31 protein-coding genes and 1 pseudogene are annotated in these 18977 nt (G+C 43.3%); 28 read left to right on the top strand and 4 right to left on the bottom strand.

What is annotated here, in order from left to right:
* Positions 1–26: 26 nt before the first annotated feature.
* The 4 genes from F896_RS18685 to F896_RS18700 form a co-directional block, all read right to left on the bottom strand.
* Positions 27–479 carry an RrF2 family transcriptional regulator gene (locus tag F896_RS18685; protein ID WP_005147145.1) on the bottom strand — a complete coding sequence of 151 codons (453 nt, stop codon included), beginning with the start codon at positions 477–479 and terminating at the stop codon, positions 27–29.
* 79 nt (positions 480–558) lie between these two features.
* A complete protein-coding gene (hmpA, locus tag F896_RS18690) occupies positions 559–1770 on the bottom strand; it encodes an NO-inducible flavohemoprotein (protein ID WP_016162203.1) in 1212 nt (403 codons plus the stop codon).
* A 144-nt stretch (positions 1771–1914) separates the two neighbouring features.
* A complete protein-coding gene (locus F896_RS18695; RefSeq protein ID WP_016162202.1) occupies positions 1915–3462 on the bottom strand; it encodes a helicase HerA-like domain-containing protein in 1548 nt (515 codons plus the stop codon).
* A 19-nt stretch (positions 3463–3481) separates the two neighbouring features.
* Positions 3482–4675 carry a PLP-dependent transferase gene (locus tag F896_RS18700; RefSeq protein ID WP_016162201.1) on the bottom strand — a complete coding sequence of 398 codons (1194 nt, stop codon included), beginning with the start codon at positions 4673–4675 and terminating at the stop codon, positions 3482–3484.
* A 169-nt stretch (positions 4676–4844) separates the two neighbouring features.
* Here F896_RS18700 and F896_RS18705 point away from each other — a divergent pair, with 169 nt between their 5' ends.
* The 28 genes and pseudogenes from F896_RS18705 to F896_RS18835 all read left to right on the top strand — a co-directional run bounded on the left by F896_RS18705 (position 4845) and on the right by F896_RS18835 (position 18968).
* A complete protein-coding gene (locus F896_RS18705) occupies positions 4845–5573 on the top strand; it encodes a type 1 glutamine amidotransferase (RefSeq protein WP_004804112.1) in 729 nt (242 codons plus the stop codon).
* A gap of 227 nt (positions 5574–5800) precedes the next feature.
* A complete protein-coding gene (gene rpsJ / locus F896_RS18710; RefSeq protein WP_000070912.1) occupies positions 5801–6112 on the top strand; it encodes a 30S ribosomal protein S10 in 312 nt (103 codons plus the stop codon).
* Between the two features lie 59 nt (positions 6113–6171).
* The gene (rplC, locus tag F896_RS18715) at positions 6172–6810 is read left to right on the top strand and encodes a 50S ribosomal protein L3 (protein WP_004775888.1); all 639 of its coding nucleotides are present in this window, start codon (positions 6172–6174) and stop codon (positions 6808–6810) included.
* Positions 6811–6821: 11 nt separating this feature from the next.
* Entirely contained in the window at positions 6822–7424 is a 603-nt protein-coding gene (gene rplD, locus F896_RS18720; RefSeq protein ID WP_004804113.1) for a 50S ribosomal protein L4, read from the top strand.
* Positions 7421–7741 (top strand): 50S ribosomal protein L23, encoded by a 321-nt coding sequence (gene rplW / locus F896_RS18725; protein WP_004641070.1) that lies wholly within the window; start codon positions 7421–7423, stop codon positions 7739–7741. The genes rplD and rplW overlap by 4 nt, the downstream gene beginning before the upstream one ends.
* 11 nt (positions 7742–7752) lie before the next feature.
* Positions 7753–8577, top strand: a complete 825-nt coding sequence (gene rplB / locus F896_RS18730) for a 50S ribosomal protein L2 (RefSeq protein WP_004804114.1) — start codon at positions 7753–7755, stop codon at positions 8575–8577.
* A gap of 13 nt (positions 8578–8590) precedes the next feature.
* Positions 8591–8866 carry a 30S ribosomal protein S19 gene (rpsS, locus tag F896_RS18735; protein ID WP_004641066.1) on the top strand — a complete coding sequence of 92 codons (276 nt, stop codon included), beginning with the start codon at positions 8591–8593 and terminating at the stop codon, positions 8864–8866.
* An 11-nt stretch (positions 8867–8877) separates the two neighbouring features.
* Positions 8878–9207 carry a 50S ribosomal protein L22 gene (gene rplV / locus F896_RS18740; RefSeq protein WP_004657676.1) on the top strand — a complete coding sequence of 110 codons (330 nt, stop codon included), beginning with the start codon at positions 8878–8880 and terminating at the stop codon, positions 9205–9207.
* A 1-nt stretch (position 9208) separates the two neighbouring features.
* Positions 9209–10025 (top strand): annotated as a pseudogene (rpsC, locus tag F896_RS18745) (30S ribosomal protein S3).
* Positions 9965–10378: a 50S ribosomal protein L16 gene (gene rplP / locus F896_RS18750; RefSeq protein ID WP_004657678.1), complete on the top strand. Its 414-nt coding sequence runs from the start codon at positions 9965–9967 to the stop codon at positions 10376–10378. Before rpsC ends, rplP begins: the two are co-directional and overlap by 61 nt.
* Entirely contained in the window at positions 10378–10575 is a 198-nt protein-coding gene (gene rpmC / locus F896_RS18755) for a 50S ribosomal protein L29 (protein ID WP_000849927.1), read from the top strand. Before rplP ends, rpmC begins: the two co-directional genes overlap by 1 nt.
* Positions 10572–10829 carry a 30S ribosomal protein S17 gene (gene rpsQ / locus F896_RS18760; RefSeq protein ID WP_004657679.1) on the top strand — a complete coding sequence of 86 codons (258 nt, stop codon included), beginning with the start codon at positions 10572–10574 and terminating at the stop codon, positions 10827–10829. Before rpmC ends, rpsQ begins: the two co-directional genes overlap by 4 nt.
* A gap of 92 nt (positions 10830–10921) precedes the next feature.
* Positions 10922–11290 (top strand): 50S ribosomal protein L14, encoded by a 369-nt coding sequence (rplN, locus tag F896_RS18765; protein WP_004657680.1) that lies wholly within the window; start codon positions 10922–10924, stop codon positions 11288–11290.
* 9 nt (positions 11291–11299) lie between these two features.
* Complete coding sequence (rplX, locus tag F896_RS18770) at positions 11300–11617, top strand: 50S ribosomal protein L24 (protein WP_004804115.1); 318 nt, start codon at positions 11300–11302, stop codon at positions 11615–11617.
* Positions 11618–11632: 15 nt separating this feature from the next.
* Complete coding sequence (gene rplE / locus F896_RS18775; RefSeq protein WP_004804116.1) at positions 11633–12169, top strand: 50S ribosomal protein L5; 537 nt, start codon at positions 11633–11635, stop codon at positions 12167–12169.
* Between the two features lie 9 nt (positions 12170–12178).
* On the top strand, positions 12179–12484 hold the full coding sequence (gene rpsN / locus F896_RS18780) for a 30S ribosomal protein S14 (RefSeq protein ID WP_004641050.1): 306 nt from the start codon (positions 12179–12181) through the stop codon (positions 12482–12484).
* An 11-nt stretch (positions 12485–12495) separates the two neighbouring features.
* Positions 12496–12891 carry a 30S ribosomal protein S8 gene (rpsH, locus tag F896_RS18785; RefSeq protein ID WP_016162200.1) on the top strand — a complete coding sequence of 132 codons (396 nt, stop codon included), beginning with the start codon at positions 12496–12498 and terminating at the stop codon, positions 12889–12891.
* Positions 12892–12904: 13 nt separating this feature from the next.
* On the top strand, positions 12905–13438 hold the full coding sequence (gene rplF, locus F896_RS18790; RefSeq protein WP_004804118.1) for a 50S ribosomal protein L6: 534 nt from the start codon (positions 12905–12907) through the stop codon (positions 13436–13438).
* Between the two features lie 14 nt (positions 13439–13452).
* The gene (gene rplR / locus F896_RS18795) at positions 13453–13803 is read left to right on the top strand and encodes a 50S ribosomal protein L18 (RefSeq protein ID WP_004775881.1); all 351 of its coding nucleotides are present in this window, start codon (positions 13453–13455) and stop codon (positions 13801–13803) included.
* Between the two features lie 2 nt (positions 13804–13805).
* Positions 13806–14303: a 30S ribosomal protein S5 gene (rpsE, locus tag F896_RS18800; protein WP_004657688.1), complete on the top strand. Its 498-nt coding sequence runs from the start codon at positions 13806–13808 to the stop codon at positions 14301–14303.
* Positions 14304–14309: 6 nt separating this feature from the next.
* The gene (gene rpmD, locus F896_RS18805; protein ID WP_004804119.1) at positions 14310–14486 is read left to right on the top strand and encodes a 50S ribosomal protein L30; all 177 of its coding nucleotides are present in this window, start codon (positions 14310–14312) and stop codon (positions 14484–14486) included.
* A 3-nt stretch (positions 14487–14489) separates the two neighbouring features.
* Positions 14490–14930, top strand: a complete 441-nt coding sequence (rplO, locus tag F896_RS18810; protein WP_004804120.1) for a 50S ribosomal protein L15 — start codon at positions 14490–14492, stop codon at positions 14928–14930.
* A 45-nt stretch (positions 14931–14975) separates the two neighbouring features.
* Complete coding sequence (gene secY, locus F896_RS18815; protein ID WP_171061115.1) at positions 14976–16295, top strand: preprotein translocase subunit SecY; 1320 nt, start codon at positions 14976–14978, stop codon at positions 16293–16295.
* Positions 16296–16316: 21 nt separating this feature from the next.
* The gene (gene rpmJ / locus F896_RS20260; protein WP_000867907.1) at positions 16317–16433 is read left to right on the top strand and encodes a 50S ribosomal protein L36; all 117 of its coding nucleotides are present in this window, start codon (positions 16317–16319) and stop codon (positions 16431–16433) included.
* 107 nt (positions 16434–16540) lie between these two features.
* Positions 16541–16897 carry a 30S ribosomal protein S13 gene (gene rpsM, locus F896_RS18820; RefSeq protein ID WP_004804122.1) on the top strand — a complete coding sequence of 119 codons (357 nt, stop codon included), beginning with the start codon at positions 16541–16543 and terminating at the stop codon, positions 16895–16897.
* A gap of 19 nt (positions 16898–16916) precedes the next feature.
* Complete coding sequence (gene rpsK, locus F896_RS18825) at positions 16917–17303, top strand: 30S ribosomal protein S11 (protein ID WP_004281491.1); 387 nt, start codon at positions 16917–16919, stop codon at positions 17301–17303.
* 12 nt (positions 17304–17315) lie between these two features.
* On the top strand, positions 17316–17942 hold the full coding sequence (gene rpsD / locus F896_RS18830; RefSeq protein WP_004657698.1) for a 30S ribosomal protein S4: 627 nt from the start codon (positions 17316–17318) through the stop codon (positions 17940–17942).
* Between the two features lie 18 nt (positions 17943–17960).
* Positions 17961–18968, top strand: coding sequence for a DNA-directed RNA polymerase subunit alpha (locus tag F896_RS18835; protein WP_004804125.1), 1008 nt, complete (start codon positions 17961–17963; stop codon positions 18966–18968).
* The last annotated feature ends 9 nt before the right edge of the window (positions 18969–18977 follow it).

Genomic DNA, 18977 nt, shown 5'->3' with positions numbered 1-18977 from the left:
GTGCGAATCCTCATCTGTATGCAATTTTAAGCTTTCTGAATAAGCTCTAAAAAGTCGATATTTGAGCGTGTGGAAGAAGGAATAATACCCTGTTGCACGACTTCACCAAGCGTATATTGGTCCAGACTTTGATAAAAGCATTCTAAGGCTTGATCTAAAATTCCTTTCAGTCCGCAGTTGGCTCGAAGTACACAGGGAGGGGTATTACATTCAACAATTTGATGATTCCCTTGTAAGGTTCGAACAATCGCACCTAATTTCAGATTCTTGGCTTCTGGATTGAGGCGCAGACCACCGCCTTTACCGCGAATGGTCACAATCCAGTGTTGCTTACCCATGAAGTGCACGACTTTAACCAAGTGGTTTTGCGACACATGTAAGTCTTCTGCGATATCTGCAATCGTATAAGGTACATCACTCGGACGAGCGACATACATCAAAATTCTGAGTGCATAATCAGTAAACTTATTGAGTTGCATGTGGTTTCACTCAATCTAGTGCAAGAAATAGAAAGGGCTAGTCTAACATAGACTAGCCCTATGCAAAATCTAGTGTGGATTAGCTGAGTTTGACACCGCCTGTACCAAAGGCTTCGCTGTGAATGTTGGCAGCAGGAATACCACGAGCAACCAGTGCCTGATGTTGCGCTGCCATAAATGGCATTGGGCCACATAAATAATAATCAGCATTGGCGGGTAATAGTGCGGCATCGATGCTGCTTAAATCTAAACGTCCAGCAACATCGTAGTCTTCACCGAGGTTGTCATTTTCGTGTGGAAACTCATATGCCGTAAATGTGCTTAAACGTGGATAGTTGGTTTTAAGTTCTTGAATATGCTGCTTCATGGCATGTACTTGGCTGCTACGGCAGGCATGAATGAAGTTAACAGGTTGTGGCATATCCAATGTCACTAACTGGTTCAGCATCGCAATCATTGGTGTTAATCCTACGCCACCACTGATAAAGACATTACGCTTGCTGCTATCGAGCAGATAGAAATTACCTGTTGGTGCAGACACTTCAATTTCAGAACCTTCAGCTAGACCATGTAATGTGCTGGATACCCAGCCACCAGCGAGTTCACCTTTTTCATCTTCACGTTTGACCGAGATACGTAAATAATTTGCCTGTGGGCTAGTCGAAAGCGTGTATTGACGCGGTTGTCTTAAATTCAACTCAGGCACAAACACGCGAACTGAGATGTACTGACCTGCTTCATAGTGTGGTAATGCACCGCCATCAACAGGTGCTAAATAGAACGAGGTGATCTCATCACTTTCTACGACTTTCTTTGCAATTTTGAAATTACGCCAGCCTAACCAACTGCCTTGGGTTTGTTGATGTTGATCATAAATGGCTTTTTCTGTACTGATAAATAGATCAGCCAACTGACCATAAGCGGCAGCCCATGCGCCAATCAATGGATCTTCCATTGAAATATTGAGGACTTCACTAATCGAGTGCAGTAGGTTTTCACCGACAATACCGTAGTCAGGGGATTGAATATTTAAACTGACATGTTTATGCGCAATCATTTCAACCACAGGCAAAAGCACAGATGGGTCTTCAATATTTTCTGCATATGCCAAAACTGCACCCGCAAGTGCTTGTGCTTGAGCCCCACTGCGTTGGTGTCCCATATTAAAGGTTTCTTTTAATTCGGGATGATTACCTAACATGCGGTTATAAAAGTATCCAGTCAGTGCAACACCATTTTCGCGCAGGACAGGAACAGTGGCTTTTACTAGGTCAATTTGCTGTGGAGTCATGCTTGATCTCTCTTGGCTATCATTTATAAGATGTATTTAAAATACATCTTATAAAGTGTATTTGCAATGCATATTTAAATAAAAGCCATAAAAAAATTAAGGGATAATAAATTATCCCTTAATTTGCAAATTAGGTATAGTTTTTTATTTACCAAATAAAGAACCGAGTAAGCCGCGAACAATTTTTTGTCCAGTCGTCCCACCTAAACTGCGGGCTGCACTTTTAGCAAAAGTGCCTACGATGTCTTGAGTGAGTTTCTCACGATCACGCTGTGACTTTTCTGCGACTTTTTGCTGCTCACGAGCAAAACGTTCTTGTTCTTTGGCTTGTTGCTTGGCTAAAGCATCTTGCTCTTTGCTTTGCTGTTTGGCTAACTCGTCTGCCTCTTTTTGCTGTGACTGTTGCAATACTTTCTTTTGCAGCATCTCATAGGCACTGTCTCGATCCACTGCTTGGTCGTAGACACCTGCCACAATACTTTGCCCAATAATCACTTGGCGTTCTTCAGGCGTGATAGGGGTAAAGGAGGAGTAAGGAGGCATCACCCAACCGCGTTCAACAATCTGTGGCGTCCCTTGTTCATCTAGACAACTAATCAATGCTTCACCGACTGCAAGTTCGGTAATGGCTTGGTCGACTTTAAACTCTGGATTGGCACGGAAAGTATCCGCTGCGGTTTTGACCGCCTTTTGGTCTTTGGGTGTAAATGCACGTAAGGCATGCTGTACACGATTCCCCAATTGCCCTAAAACACTTTCTGGTAAATCCAGTGGGTTCTGGGTAATAAAATAAATACCCACACCTTTAGAACGGATTAAACGTACCACTTGTTCAATCTTTTGTTGTAAGGCTGGACTGGCATTGTCAAATAGTAAATGCGCTTCATCGAAGAAGAATACTAACTTTGGTTTGTCCATATCGCCTACTTCAGGCAACTGTTCAAATAGCTCAGACATCATCCAAAGCAGGAAAGTGGCATATAGCTTTGGGGTGTTCATCAACTTATCTGCAGCCAAGATATTGATATAGCCATGACCATTGGTATCAGTTTGGATGAAATCGAGAATATTCAGGCTTGGCTCACCAAAAAACTGTTCACCGCCTTGATCACCTAAAGCCAATAAATTACGTTGAATTGCACCAAGACTGGCAGGGGAAAGGTTGCCATATTCGGCTTTGAGGCTGGCTGCATTTTCACTGACATAGGTTAGCATGGCTTTCAGATCTTTAAAATCGATCAGCAGTAAACCTTGATCATCGGCCACACGGAACACAGCTGAAAGCACCCCTTCTTGTGTGTCATTCAGATTCAGCATTTGTGCCAGCAATAAAGGGCCAATCTCTGAAATGGTGGTGCGAATCGGATGGCCTTGCTGACCGAATAAATCCCAAAAAATAACCGGAGATGCTGCAAAAGGAATTGCATCCAATTGTAGGCTTTTCAGGCGCTCATCAAATTTAGGGCTGCTACTACCTGCCTTGGCAAGGCTGGAGACATCACCTTTGGCATCGGCAAGGAAGACAGGTACACCAATACGAGAAAAACTCTCAGCCATGACCTTAAGGGTTACGGTTTTACCTGTCCCAGTTGCACCTGCAATCAGACCATGTCGGTTTGCAAATTTAGAATGTAAAACAATATCTTGTGTTGTATCAGTAGTTTTTTTTGCAATAACGATTGGTGTACTCATTCTTCACCTGTTTTTAATCTCAATCGAGCAGTTTTAATGCGTTTTGAATATCTTGAATTAAATCTTCTGGATGTTCTAGTCCAATACAGAAGCGAACCAATAAACCTTGTTGTAAATGTGTATTTTCCAATGTGCGCATTTGTTTTAAGTCATACAACATTGCCAGACTAACAGGACCACCCCAACTAAACCCGAGTTTAAACAGCGTTAAGCTGTCGCAGAACTTCCGAATCGCGGCCAGATCATATTCTGGTTTGAAAATAACACTGACCAAGCCTGCACTTTTGCCAGTGCTGCAAATTTCTGCCCAGAATTGATGGCCTGCTGCATCTGGATCGCTTGGATGCAGGACTTGGCTAAACTGTGGTTGTTGTTTTAACCAATTCAACAGGGTGAGTGCACTTTGCGCTTGCTGTTCATAGCGTAAAGACATATGTGCCAAGCTGCGTTGGATCTGTGCTGTATCATCCCCTGAAACTGAAATTCCTTGGATGGCATGCATACGATAGAGTTTGTGATGGAGTGCTTGGTCATTTGTGACTACAGAACCCATTAAGATATCGCCACCACCGCTTGGATATTTGGTCAGAGCATGAACTGTAATATCAACAGTGAGATGCTCATCTGAGAAATCAAAAGCATTGAAAGCTAACCCTGCGCCCCATGTATTATCCAGTGCGGTCAGTACATTGGCCTGCTGTGCTTTTTTAACCAAGTTCTTTAAATCTGGAAATTCTAAAGTGACTGATCCCGCTGCTTCGAGCCAAATCAATTTCGCTTTTTCAGTCGGTTGAAAACTGTTGGCATCAATTGGATTATAAATTTTAACGGTGATGCCATAACGATCTTGCAGATGATTTAAATGCTCAAGATTAGGGCCATAAATATTATCGGCGACCCAAACCTCATCACCAGACCCTAAAACCGTACTATTCACGAGATTAATCGCAGATAAGCCACTCGGTGCAAGCAGGCAATAGCGGCCGCCTTCAATTTGGGCAATATTGTCTCCTAGTGTAAAAGTCGTCGGTGTGCCATGTGTGCCATAACTATAATCATAAGCATCAGTCCAATGGCGGTCAAAAAGGTGCGCCGTGCTTTTAAAAATAATGGTCGATGCACGAAATAAGGGAGGTTGAACGGTTTCAATGTATTGAGGGGCTTGGCGTGGTGCATGAATCAGATTGGTTTGTGCTTTATTGTGTGTTGTCATGGGGCATGGGCTAAATAAATATAATGACTTAGGTTAAGAGAAAATCAACAAAGCTGCTAGTGTTGTGCGGATTTTGTACAGAATCGGTACGGATTAAACTCATTGTTCAAAACTGGCTTTATTTTTGCTAAGAATAATTATCATTCTAACGATAAATAGGTTTTAGCGCATGAAGTCGCATTTAAGAGTGCATTATTTTCAGCACATTGCTGGCGAAGGTTTTGGCAGTTGCTATGACTTTTTAAAAGCACATAAAGCAAAAATTACCGCAACCGAATTTTTTGCATTACCTGTCGATTTACCACTGGAGTTGGAGGCCTTACCGCGAGTAGATGAAGTTGATCTACTGATTATTATGGGGGGAACTATGAGTGTGAATGATGAAGCCAATTATCCATGGTTAAAGCTCGAAAAAAGATGGTTGCGACGTTATTTGGCTGCGGGTAAACCTGCCATTGGGTTGTGCTTGGGTGGTCAGTTAATTGCCAATGCCTTGGGGGCAGCCGTGAGCCGCAATCCTTACCAAGAATTAGGTTGGATGGATGTGGGGCGTGCATCGCATGTGCCTGAGGATTATTTTCAGATTCCAGAACAATTGAATATATTGCAATGGCATAGCGAAACTTTTGAAATTCCAAAGGGTGGGGTTCGCTTAGCCGAGAATAAAGTCTGCCGAAATCAAATGTATCAGATTGGGCGTAATGTTCTTGGGTTTCAGTTTCATCCAGAAATGACACCACAGACCTTGGCGCTCTTGATTGAGAATGAAGAGGATATGGCAGTTTTTAATGGTGAATATGTACAACCGATATCTGAATTAAAAAGAACGATCAAAAGTAAATTTGAACAGGGCAATCGTTTGCTGAATCAGGCAATCGATTATGTTGTGAGTGCATAGCCGGATTGATTGCTTAAAAAATGAAAAGAAGAATTGCATAAGACTTAAACAATCGTTATAATGAGCGACCCTCAAATGGAGGGCGTTTACTACGAAGAAAGTAGTTAACGCATTACAGTCGTGGCATCGATCATGACCTTAGTGATTTTCACTGCCCTTGACACTTACCAGAATGGTGAGGTGCGTCATGGGTGATTCTTTATATATTTGGCTTGGAGTTTACTGGTATGTCTAACCAGAGAATTCGTATCCGTTTGAAGTCTTTTGATCATCGTCTGATTGATCAATCTGCTCAAGAGATCGTAGAAACCGCTAAGCGTACTGGCGCACAAGTGTGTGGTCCAATTCCGATGCCTACTCGCATCGAACGCTTCAACGTTCTTACTTCACCACACGTCAACAAAGACGCTCGTGATCAGTACGAAATCCGCACTTATAAGCGTTTGATCGACATCGTTCAACCAACAGATAAAACTGTTGATGCATTGATGAAGTTAGATCTTGCTGCTGGTGTTGATGTTCAGATCGCTTTGGGTTAAGGCTTTCGGTTGATTAACTTTATAAGTTAATTAGGCCGCTTTTTTAGAGGTTTATGCACATGGCTATTGGTTTAGTCGGTCGCAAATGTGGTATGACTCGCGTCTTTACAGATGCTGGTGTATCTGTACCTGTTACAGTTATCGAAGTCGATCCAAACCGCATTACGCAAATCAAAACACTTGAAACTGATGGTTATCAAGCAATTCAAGTAACTACTGGTGAACGTCGCGAATCGCGCGTAACTAACGCTCAGAAAGGTCACTTCGCGAAAGCGGGTGTTGCTGCTGGTCGTTTAGTTAAAGAGTTCCGTGTTACTGAAGCTGAGCTTGAAGGCCGTGAAGTGGGTGCTTCTATCGGTGTTGATCTGTTCACAGTTGGTCAAATTGTTGACGTAACTGGTCAGTCAAAAGGTAAAGGTTTCCAAGGTGGTGTTAAGCGTTGGAATTTCCGTACGCAAGATGCTACTCATGGTAACTCTGTATCTCACCGTGTATTAGGTTCTACAGGTCAAAACCAGACACCTGGTCGCGTGTTCAAAGGCAAGAAAATGGCTGGTCACTTAGGTGACGAACGCGTAACAGTTCAAGGTCTTGAAATTGTATCTATTGACGCTGAACGTTCTGTTTTAGTTGTTAAGGGTGCTATTCCTGGTTCAACTGGCGGTGACGTTGTTGTACGTCCTACCATCAAGGCCTGAGGGGAAATACTGTGAATTTAAAAACTGTTTCCGGCTCTGCTGTTGAATTGTCTGAAGTTGCTTTCGGACGTGAATTTAACGAAGCTCTTGTACACCAAGTTGTTACAGCTTATTTAGCTGGTGGTCGTCAAGGTACTCGTGCTCACAAATCACGTGCAGATGTTTCTGGCGGTGGTAAAAAGCCATTCCGTCAAAAAGGTACTGGTCGCGCTCGTGCGGGTTCTATTCGTAGCCCTATCTGGGTTGGTGGTGGTAAAACTTTTGCTGCTCGCCCACAAGATTGGTCTCAGAAAGTAAACCGTAAGATGTATCGCGGTGCAATGCAATGTATCTTAGCTGAACTTGTTCGCCAAGATCGTCTTGTATTAGTTGAAGAGTTTGCTGTTGCAGCTCCAAAAACTAAAGACTTGCTTGCAAAACTTACAGACTTGAATGCAACTCGCGCATTGATCATTACAGATGCTGTAGATGAGAACTTGTATCTCGCAGCTCGCAACCTTCCACACGTTGATGTGGTTGATGCTACTGCTATTGATCCTGTTAGCTTGATCGCATTTGATAAAGTTGTAATGTCTGTAGCTGCTGCTAAGAAAATTGAGGTAGAACTCGGATGAACAACGAACGTATCTATCAAGTCCTATTAGGACCAGTATTCTCAGAAAAAGCACAAGTTTTAGGTGATACTGCTGGTGTTCAAGTGTTCAAGGTTGCATTAAATGCAAACAAACTTGAAATCAAAAAAGCAGTTGAGCAGCTCTTTGGTGTTGAAGTTGTAAAAATCAATACAACGATCACTAAAGGTAAAACAAAACGCTTTGGTAAAACATTAGGACGTCGTTCTGATGTGAAAAAAGCATACGTCACCCTGAAAGCTGGCCAAGATGTAGAAATGGCTGACTTGGGCGATACCGCTGAAAACGCAGCGGAATAAGGACGAGAATTATGCCAATTCAAAAATGTAAGCCAACGTCTCCAGGACGTCGCTTTGTAGAGAAAGTGGTTCATGACCATCTTCACAAAGGCGCTCCTTATGCACCGTTGGTAGAAGCTAAAAAACGTACTGGTGGTCGTAATAACAATGGTCACATCACTACACGTCACGTGGGTGGTGGTCATAAGCAAAACTACCGTATTGTTGATTTTAAACGTAACAAAGATAGTATTCCTGCGACTGTAGAGCGTATTGAATACGATCCTAACCGTACAGCTCATATTGCTTTATTGAAATATGCTGACGGTGAACGTCGTTACATCATTGCGCCTAAAGGCCTACGTGCTGGTGATAAAGTTCAATCTGGTAACGATGCTCCAATTCGTCCAGGTAACTGTTTACCACTTCGTAACATGCCAATCGGTTCTACCCTTCATAACCTTGAACTTAAAATCGGTAAAGGTGCTCAATTAGCACGTTCTGCTGGTACTTCAGTTCAGTTGTTGGGTCGTGATGGTTCTTACGCTATCGTTCGTTTACGTTCTGGTGAAATGCGTAAAGTCCATGTTGAATGTCGTGCTGTAATTGGTGAAGTTTCTAACCAAGAAAGCAACCTTCGTTCATTGGGTAAAGCTGGTGCTGCGCGCTGGCGTGGTATTCGTCCTACCGTTCGTGGTATGGCGATGAACCCAGTAGACCATCCACACGGTGGTGGTGAAGGACGTAGTAAAGGTATTCAACCTGTAAGTCCATGGGGTCAAAAAGCTAAAGGGTACAAGACACGTACCAATAAGCGTACGACTAAGATGATTATTCGCGACCGTCGCGTCAAGTAAGGGAATCTGAATAATGCCTCGTTCATTAAAAAAAGGTCCATTCGTCGACGCGCATTTGTTCGCTAAGGTTGAAGCTGCGATTGCTGCTAACAACCGTAAGCCGATCAAAACTTGGTCACGTCGTTCAATGATCCTTCCAGACTTTGTTGGTTTAACAATTTCTGTTCACAATGGCCGTAACCACGTTCCAGTAATTGTTACTGAACACATGGTTGGTCATAAATTGGGTGAATTCGCGCCAACTCGTACCTATCGTGGTCACGGTGTTGATAAGAAGTCTAAACGTTAATAGGTGCTATGATGGAAGTAACTGCTAAATTACGCGGTGCCGCTATCTCGGCACAAAAAGCACGTTTAGTTGCTGATTTGATCCGTGGTAAGTCGGTTGCACGTGCGATAGACATTTTGAACTTCAGCAACAAGAAAGCAGCTGTGCTCGTTAAAAAAGCACTTGAATCTGCAATCGCGAATGCTGAACACAACAACAGCTTAGATGTTGATGACCTTAAAGTAACTACGATTTACGTTGATGAAGGCATGAGCCTTAAACGTATCATGCCACGTGCTAAAGGCCGTGCAGATCGTATTACTAAGCGTACTTGTCACATCACCGTTAAGGTAGGGGTTTGATATGGGTCAGAAGGTTCATCCAATCGGTATCCGCCTAGGTGTTGTGAAACGTCATAACGCTAACTGGTATGCGAGTCCGAAACAATACGCTGAATACTTGCTTAAAGATCTTCAAGTTCGTGAGTTTTTAACTAAAAAACTTAAAAACGCGATGATCAGCAATATTCTTATCGAACGTCCTACAGGCGCTGCTAAAGTAACAATTAGCACTGCTCGTCCTGGTATCGTTATCGGTAAGAAAGGCGAAGATATTGAGAAATTACAGCGCGAACTCACCAACATTATGGGTGTTCCAGCTCAAGTTAGCATCAATGAAATTGATCGCCCTGACTTGGACGCACGTTTAGTTGCTGAAGCGATTGCTTCTCAATTAGAAAAGCGTGTTATGTTCCGTCGTGCTATGAAGCGTGCGGTTCAAAACACAATGCGTGCTGGCGCTAAAGGTATCAAAGTTGAAGTTTCTGGCCGTTTAGGTGGTGCAGAGATTGCTCGTACTGAGTGGTATCGTGAAGGTCGTGTACCTTTGCATACGCTTCGTGCTGACATCGACTATGCAACTATGCGCGCAGAAACAACATACGGTACGATCGGTGTTAAAGTTTGGATTTTCCGTGGCGAGATCTTAGGTGGCATGAAACAAGTCATGAACCCTGCTCCTGCTGAAGAGCGTCCAGCTAAACGTGGTCGTGGTCGTGGTGAAGGTCAAGAGCGTCGTGGTCGTCGCGGTGACCGTGCTGCTGACAAGGGAGAATAATCCATGTTGCAACCTAAACGTACCAAATTCCGTAAAGTGCACAAAGGCCGTAACACTGGTCTAGCGCATCGTGGTAGTACAGTATCATTTGGTTCGATTGCAATTAAAGCAACTGAACGTGGTCGTATGACTGCGCGTCAGATTGAAGCTGCACGTCGTACCATTAGCCGTCGTATCAAACGTGGTGGTAAAATCTTCATCCGCGTATTCCCAGACAAACCAATTACCGAAAAACCATTAGAAGTACGTATGGGTAAAGGTAAGGGTAGCGTGGAATACTGGGTTTGTCAGATCCAGCCAGGTAAGATCCTGTACGAAATTGAAGGTGTTAGCGATGAGTTAGCGCGTGAAGCTTTTGCTTTAGCTGCTGCTAAACTCCCGTTTAAAACCACTATCGTGACTCGGACGGTGATGTAATGAAAACTAAAGATCTACGTGAAAAGTCGGTAGAAGAGTTGAAAGCTTTGCTTGATGAGCAACAGCTTAACCAATTCCGTCTTCGTATGGCGAAAGCAACTGGTCAACTAGGCAAATCGCATGAAGTGCAAATTGCTCGTAAGACAATTGCTCGTATTAAGACACTCCTTACCGAAAAACAGGGGAACGGACAATGAGTGAAAAAACAGTCCGCACGTTAACCGGCAAAGTCGTAAGCGACAAAATGGACAAGTCTATTGTTGTGCTTATTGAACGCCGCGTTCAACACCCGTTGTATGGCAAATCAATCCGCCGTTCAACTAAATTACACGCTCATGATGAGAACAATGTTGCTAAATTAGGCGACTTGGTAACCATCAAAGAAAGCCGCCCAATTTCTAAAACTAAAGCTTGGACTTTAGTGGAAGTAGTTGAAGCTGCTGCTGAGTAATTAGACGTTCTTGTTGCATCATCGGACAATTTCGAGTACTCTTTGAGCCTTTCGAAATTGTGACCGGTGATGCTCGGTTTTGGAGTAGGGCAATGATTCAAACCGAAAGTATGCTCGACGTAGCAGACAATAGTGGTGCACGCCGCGTACAATGTATTAAAGTACTTGGTGGTTCACACCGTCGTTATGCTTCAGTTGGCGATATTATTAAAGTTACTGTAAAAGAAGCAATTCCACGCGCACGTGTTAAAAAAGGTGACGTGATGAATGCTGTAGTTGTTCGTACAAAGTTCGGCATCCGTCGTCCAGACGGTTCAGTTATTCGTTTCGACGATAACGCAGCTGTTATTTTGAACAACAACAAAGCTCCGATTGCTACTCGTATCTTCGGACCAGTGACTCGTGAACTTCGTACTGAACAGTTCATGAAAATCATTTCATTGGCTCCTGAAGTTCTATAAGAGGCAATCATGGCTAAGATTAAAAAAGGCGATCAAGTAATTGTGATCGCAGGTAAAGAAAAAGGCAAACAAGGTATCGTTTTGTCAGTTTCTGAAGATCGAGTTAAGGTCGAAGGCCTTAACTTAGTGAAGAAGCATCAAAAGCCAAACCGTGTAACTGGCGCTGAAGGCGGCATCGTTACTCAAGAGGCTACGCTTCATATTTCAAACGTGGCAATTTTTAATGCTACAACCCAAAAGGCTGACCGTATTGGTTACCAAGTGATTGACGGCGCGAAAACTCGTGTTTATAAATCAAATGGTGAATCAGTGGCGGTAGCGAAGTAATAGGTTGAAAAGGCAATGGCCAGACTTAAAGCACGTTACAACGACGAACTTAAAGCAAAGTTACAAGAAGAACTTAGCGTTAAGAATGTGATGGATATTCCTCGCATCACAAAAATCACTCTTAACATGGGTGTAGGCGCAGCTGCAACTGATAAGAAATTATTAGATGGCGCTGTTGCTGATATGCAACTCATTGCTGGTCAAAAACCAGTTGTGACACTTGCTCGTAAATCAATCGCTGGTTTCAAAATCCGTGATGGTTGGCCGATCGGTTGTAAAGTTACTTTACGCGGCGACCAAATGTACGAATTCTTGGATCGTTTGATCTCGATCGCAATCCCTCGTATCCGTGACTTCCGTGGTTTCTCTTCGAAATCATTTGATGGTCGTGGTAACTACTCTATGGGTTTAAAAGAGCAAATCGTTTTCCCTGAAATCGATTTTGACAAGATTGATCGTATCCGTGGTTTAGACATCACTATTACGACAACTGCTCGTAGCGATGACGAAGGCCGTGCGCTTATGCGTGCATTCGGCTTCCCGTTCAAATAAGAGGTCGATATGGCTAAGAAAGGTATGATTAATCGCGAATTGAAACGCGAAAAGACAGTTGCTAAATACGCTGCAAAACGTGCTGAATTAAAAGCAACGATTGCAAATGTAAATGCAAGTGACGAAGAACGTTTCGAAGCGACATTAAAGTTACAGGCATTGCCGCGTAACGCATCTCCAGTACGTCTTCGTAACCGTTGTGGTTTAACTGGTCGTCCTCATGGTTACTTCCGTAAGTTCGGTTTAAGCCGTAACAAATTACGTGACACAGTAATGCAGGGTGATGTACCAGGCGTTGTTAAGGCAAGCTGGTAAGGAGCGACTAAATGAGTATGCAAGATACCGTTGCCGACATGTTAACACGTGTTCGTAACGCACAAATGGCTAAGAAACAAACTGTTTCTATGCCTTCTTCTAAGTTGAAAGTTTCAATTGCAAACGTACTTCAACAAGAAGGTTATATTTCAAATGTAGAAGTTGCTTCTGAAGAAGCAAAAGCTACTTTGACAATTACTTTAAAATATTTCGAAGGCAAACCAGTTATCGAAACCGTTAAGCGTGTAAGCCGTCCAGGTCTACGTCAATATCGCGGTAAAGATAAAATTCCTAGCGTTAAGCAAGGTTTAGGTATTGCAATTGTTTCTACAAGCAAAGGCATCATGACTGATCGCGCTGCACGTGCTGCAGGCGTTGGTGGTGAAGTTATTGCTTTTGTTTCTTAATAGGTGATTCCTCATGTCTCGTGTGGCTAAAGCCCCAGTAACTGTACCTAACGGTGTAACAGTTACTCAGAACGGCCGGCAGGTCGAAGTGAAAGGCAGCAAAGGTACATTGTCTTTCAACCTGCATGCGCTGGTCGAGCTAAAACAGGAAGAAGGTAAACTTCAACTTGCTCCAGCTAAAGAGTCGAAAGACGCTTGGATGCAGGCTGGTACTGCTCGCGCTGTATTGAACAACCTTGTAAAAGGTGTTAGCGAAGGCTTCGAACGTAAGTTACAGCTTGTTGGTGTTGGTTATAAAGCTGCGGTTAAGGGTACTTCTGTAAACCTTAACCTTGGTTACTCACACCCGATTGACTACGCTTTACCTGAAGGTGTAACAGCGGAAACTCCAACTGCTACTGAAATCATTTTGAAATCAGCAAACAAGCAGTTGTTAGGTCAAGTGGCAGCGGAAATCCGTGCATACCGTTCTCCTGAACCATATAAAGGTAAAGGTGTTCGTTATTCGGATGAAGTTATTCTTCGTAAAGAAGCTAAGAAGAAATAAGGCGCGAGGTTCTTATGAACGAAAAGAAACAAACCCGTTTGCGTCGTGCGAAAAGCACACGCTTGCACATTCGTGCATTGGGTGCGACTCGTTTGTGTGTAAACCGCACGCCGCGTCACATCTATGCGCAAGTTATTTCAGCAGATGGTGGAAAAGTTTTAGCGCAAGCTTCAACTTTAGATGCATCTTTACGTAGCGGTACTACAGGTAATGTAGATGCAGCTACGAAAGTTGGTGCTTTGATCGCAGAACGTGCTAAAGCAGCTGGTGTTACCAAAGTTGCATTTGACCGTTCTGGTTTTAAATATCATGGTCGTATCAAAGCCTTGGCTGATGCTGCTCGTGAAGGCGGCTTGGAGTTCTAATCATGGCGAAAGTTGAACAAAACGAAGGTCTCGTTGAAAAGCTGGTTGCCGTTGATCGTGTAGCCAAGGTTGTTAAAGGTGGTCGTATCTTCTCTTTCACAGCATTAACTGTTGTGGGCGATGGTAATGGTCGCGTAGGTTTTGGTCGTGGTAAAGCACGTGAAGTTCCAGCTGCTATTTCTAAAGCACTTGAAGCTGCTCGTCGTAACATGATTACTGTAGACCTTGCGGGTACTACTTTACAACACCCTGTGAATGCTCGTCATGGCGCAAGCCGTGTATACATGCAACCTGCTTCAGAAGGTACTGGCGTAATTGCTGGTGGCGCTATGCGTGCCGTTCTTGAAGCTGCAGGTGTACATAACGTACTTGCTAAATGTTATGGTTCTACAAATGCTGCTAACGTAGTGAACGCAACTTTCAAAGGTTTGCGTGATATGACTTCTCCTGAGAAAGTCGCTGCGAAACGTGGTCTTTCAGTAGAACAAATTCAAGGGTAATCAATCATGAAAACGATTAAAGTTACCCAGACTAAATCTTCTTCGCATCGTTTAAAAAATCATAAACTTTGCCTTAAAGGTTTAGGTCTGCGTCGTATTGGTCATACTGTAGAAGTGCAAGATACGCCTTCTAACCGTGGTATGGTCAACAAAGTTTACTATATGGTTAGTGTAGAGGAATAAGCCATGACTCTGCGTTTAAATGAACTTGCACCTGCAGAAGGTGCTAAGCGTGATAACCGTCGTTTAGGCCGTGGTATCGGTTCTGGCGTTGGTAAGACTGGTGGCCGTGGTGTCAAAGGTCAGAACTCACGTAAAAGTGGTGGTACTCGTCCAGGCTTTGAAGGCGGTCAAACTGCGTTATATCGTCGTTTGCCTAAATTCGGTTTCACTAGCCAAATCGCTTTGAAAACTGCTGAAGTACGTTTGTCTGAGTTGAATAAAGTTGAAGGTGATGTTGTTAGCCTTGAAACTTTAAAAGCTGCGAATGTTGTTCGTCGTGACCAAATTCGTGCTCGCATCGTTCTTTCTGGTGAAATCACTCGCGCATTCACTGTTAAAGGTGTTGTGTTGACTAAAGGCGCTAAAGCTGCTGTTGAAGCTGCTGGCGGTAAAGTCGAGGAGTAATCTCGAGTGTCTATGACTCCTAGTTCTTCTGGTCATGTAAACATGATGAAAGGCCAACCATTTCATGTGAAATACCGTGAAATTATTCGTCGATTAATGTTTTTGATTGGCGCGTTATTGGTCTTTCGACTAGGAGCGCATATTCCGTTGCCGGGGATTGATAATGTAGCGCTAGCACAGTTTTTTAAAGCTAATGAAGGTACCTTCTTAGGTTTATTTAACATGTTCTCTGGTGGTGCATTAGAACGCATGTCGATTCTGGCGTTAGGGATTATGCCGTATATTTCTGCATCGATTATCGTGCAGCTAATGTCTACGGTAGTCCCTTCGCTAGAAGCTTTGAAAAAAGAAGGCGAGCAAGGCAAACGTAAGATCAATCAATATACACGCTACGGCACCTTATTTCTTGCACTCGTGCAAGGTGTAGGGATGTGTGCTGGCTTGATCAGTCAAGGTATTACCTTAACTTCAGGTTTGGCATTCTATGTTCCAGCAGTAACTTCGTTAGTTGCTGGAACAATGTTCTTGATGTGGTTGGGCGAGCAAATTACCGAACGTGGTGTTGGTAATGGTATCTCGATGATCATTTTTGCGGGGATTGTGGCAGGTTTGCCAAATCTCGTAATTCAGTCGTTTACGTCTGTACAAAATGGTCAGGGTAGTTTAATAGGTTTAGCTGTATTCGGTTTACTCTCATTAGCCGTTTTAGCTGCGATCGTGTTTATTGAAAAAGCACAACGTCGTATCCCAGTGAACTATGCACAAAAACAGCAAGGTCGTCGTGTGTTTACTGCACAGCAAACACACTTGCCGTTAAAAATTAACATGGCGGGTGTAATTCCAGCGATTTTTGCAAGCTCATTGTTATTATTTCCAGCGAGCTTGGGACAATGGTTAGGAAGTGCTGATCCAAATGCAGGGATTGTGAAACGTAGCTTACAAGATCTGGCATTGGTGTTATCGCCTGGACAGCCGTTGTATCTAATGCTCTTTGGCGCGTTAATTATCTTCTTCTGTTATTTCTATACGGCGCTAGTTTTTAGCCCAAAAGAAGTATCAGAGAATTTAAAGCGTAGCGGGGCATATGTGCCTGGTATCCGCCCAGGTGAGCAAACGGCTCGTTATTTAGATCATATTCTTAACCGTTTGACCTTCATTGGTGCAATTTACATTACTGTAGTGTGTTTAATGCCTATGGTACTGCAAAGTTCGTTTGGTATTCCATTCCATTTGGGTGGAACATCTTTATTGATTGTCGTCGTAGTCGTAATGGACTTTATGGCGCAACTTCAAGCGCACCTTACTTCGCATCAATATGATAATCAAACGTTAATGAGAAAAACGACTGCTCATCCTAAGGGATAAGCGCACTTAGAAGGTTTCATCATGAAAGTACAAGCTTCTGTAAAGAAAATTTGTGGTAGCTGTAAAGTTATCCGTCGTAATGGGGTTATTCGCGTAATTTGTAGCGCAGAACCTCGTCATAAGCAGCGTCAAGGTTAATTTAATTAAGACCTGTTGATTTCAGTAGGCTAATTAGGTTATTATCCGCCCCTCAAGATTTTTGTGGGGCGGTTGATTATCTTGACTGCCTTTTTGGAGAAAATTGAATGGCTCGTATTGCCGGTGTAAACATTCCGGATAACAAGCATGCTGTTATCTCTCTCACGTATATTTTTGGTGTAGGTCGCCACACTTCTAAGAATATCTTAGCTGCTGTTGGTATTGCTGAAACTACAAAAATCCGTGAATTAGATGATGCTCAGCTTGATGCGATTCGTGCAGAAGTTGCTAAGGTTCCGACCGAAGGTGATTTACGTCGCGAAATTTCCATGAACATTAAACGTTTAATGGATTTAGGCTGCTACCGCGGTCTTCGTCATCGTCGCAGCTTGCCTGTCCGTGGACAACGCACCAAAACTAACGCACGTACCCGTAAAGGTCCGCGCAAACCGATTAAGAAATAAGATTTCTGGAAGCTAAAAGATGGCTAAAGATACTCGCGCACGCAAGAAGGTCACTCGTACCGTCTCTGAAGGTGTCGCACACATTCACGCTTCTTTTAATAACACCATTGTTACGATTACCGATCGTCAAGGTAATGCATTGGCTTGGGCTACCTCAGGTGGACAAGGCTTCCGTGGATCACGTAAATCAACACCGTTTGCTGCTCAGGTAGCTGCTGAAGTTGCTGGTAAAGCTGCTTTAGATTACGGTTTGAAAAACTTGGACGTCCTTGTAAAAGGTCCTGGTCCTGGTCGTGAATCTGCGGTTCGTGCATTAGGTGCAGTGGGTTATAAAATTAACAGCATTACCGATGTGACTCCAATTCCGCACAACGGTTGCCGTCCACCTAAAAAACGTCGCGTGTAAGGAGAAACATTCATGGCTCGTTATATTGGTCCAAAATGCAAACTCTCTCGCCGCGAAGGGACAGACCTGCAATTAAAATCTGGCGTTAAACCGTTTGACGTTAAGACTAAAAAACATGCTAAAGCTCCTGGCCAACATGGCGGAGCTCGTGGTAGCAAACAATCAGAGTACTCACTACAATTACGTGAAAAACAAAAAGTACGTCGTATGTACGGTGTGTTAGAGCGTCAATTTAGTAACTACTACAAAGAAGCTGCTCGTGTGAAAGGCGCAACAGGTGAAAACTTGTTGAAATTGCTTGAAAGCCGTCTTGATAACGTTGTTTATCGCATGGGTTTTGGTTCTACACGTGCAGAAGCTCGTCAGTTAGTATCTCACCGTAGCATCACTTTGAACGGTCGTCGTGTTAACATTGCATCTATCCAAGTTAAAGCTGGTGATGTAATTGCAGTACACGAAGGCGCTAAACAACAATTACGTATTAAAAACGCAATTGAATTAGCTGCTCAACGTGGTATCCCTGCTTGGATGGAAATTGACCATTCTAAGTTAGAAGGTACGTTTAAAGCTGCACCAGATCGTTCTGATTTACCTGCTGAAATCAACGAAAGCTTGATTGTAGAATTGTATTCTAAATAATCCTTGAGGTAGCAATAAATGACGCGTACTGCAAACGAGTTTCTAACTCCGCAAGCGATCAAGGTCGAAGCGGTGAGCGGGACCTCGGCAAAAGTGATTCTGGAACCTTTAGAGCGTGGCTTTGGTCATACTCTAGGTAATGCTTTACGTCGCATTCTATTGTCTTCTTTACCTGGCGCTGCTGTGGTTGAAGTAGAAATAGAAGGTGTCGAGCACGAGTACAGTACTTTAGAAGGCTTGCAGCAGGACATCGTCGAGCTCTTGCTGAACCTAAAAGGATTGTCTATTAAGCTGTTCGATCAAAACGAAGCATATTTGACATTAGAGAAACAAGGAGCAGGTGACGTAACTGCAGCTGACCTTCGTTTACCTCATAATGTTGAAGTGGTTAACCCTGATCATTTAATCGGTACTTTGAGTTCTACAGGTTCATTGAAAATGCGCCTTAAAGTTTCTCAAGGTCGTGGTTATGAAACATCTGACTCACGTTTCCCTGAAGGTGAAACACGTCCTGTAGGTCGTTTACAGTTAGATGCATCTTATAGCCCAATCAAGCGTGTTTCATACACAGTAGAAAATGCTCGTGTTGAACAACGTACCGATCTTGATAAGTTAGTGATTGATCTTGAGACTAACGGAACTGTTGATCCAGAAGAAGCAATCCGCAAAGCGGCAACAATCTTGCAACAACAAATTGCAATTTTTGTTGATCTTCAGAAAGATCAAACTCCTGTTGCTCAAGAGCCTCGCGAAGAAGTTGACCCAATCTTGCTTCGTCCAGTAGATGATCTCGAGCTAACTGTTCGTTCTGCTAACTGTTTGAAGGCAGAAAATATTTACTACATTGGTGATCTTGTTCAACGTACTGAAGTTGAGTTGTTAAAAACTCCTAACTTAGGTAAAAAATCGTTAACAGAGATCAAAGATGTTTTGGCTTCGAAAGGTTTACAACTCGGCATGCGTTTAGAGAACTGGCCACCAGCTAGTCTCCGTATGGATGACCGTTTTGCCTATCGTAGCCGTTAATTAAGTAGG

The organism is Acinetobacter genomosp. 15BJ (assembly GCF_000400715.1).
GTDB lineage: Bacteria > Pseudomonadota > Gammaproteobacteria > Pseudomonadales > Moraxellaceae > Acinetobacter.
The sequence above is the reverse complement of the archived record's forward strand: the minus strand, read 5'-3'. Positions and strand labels throughout refer to the sequence as shown.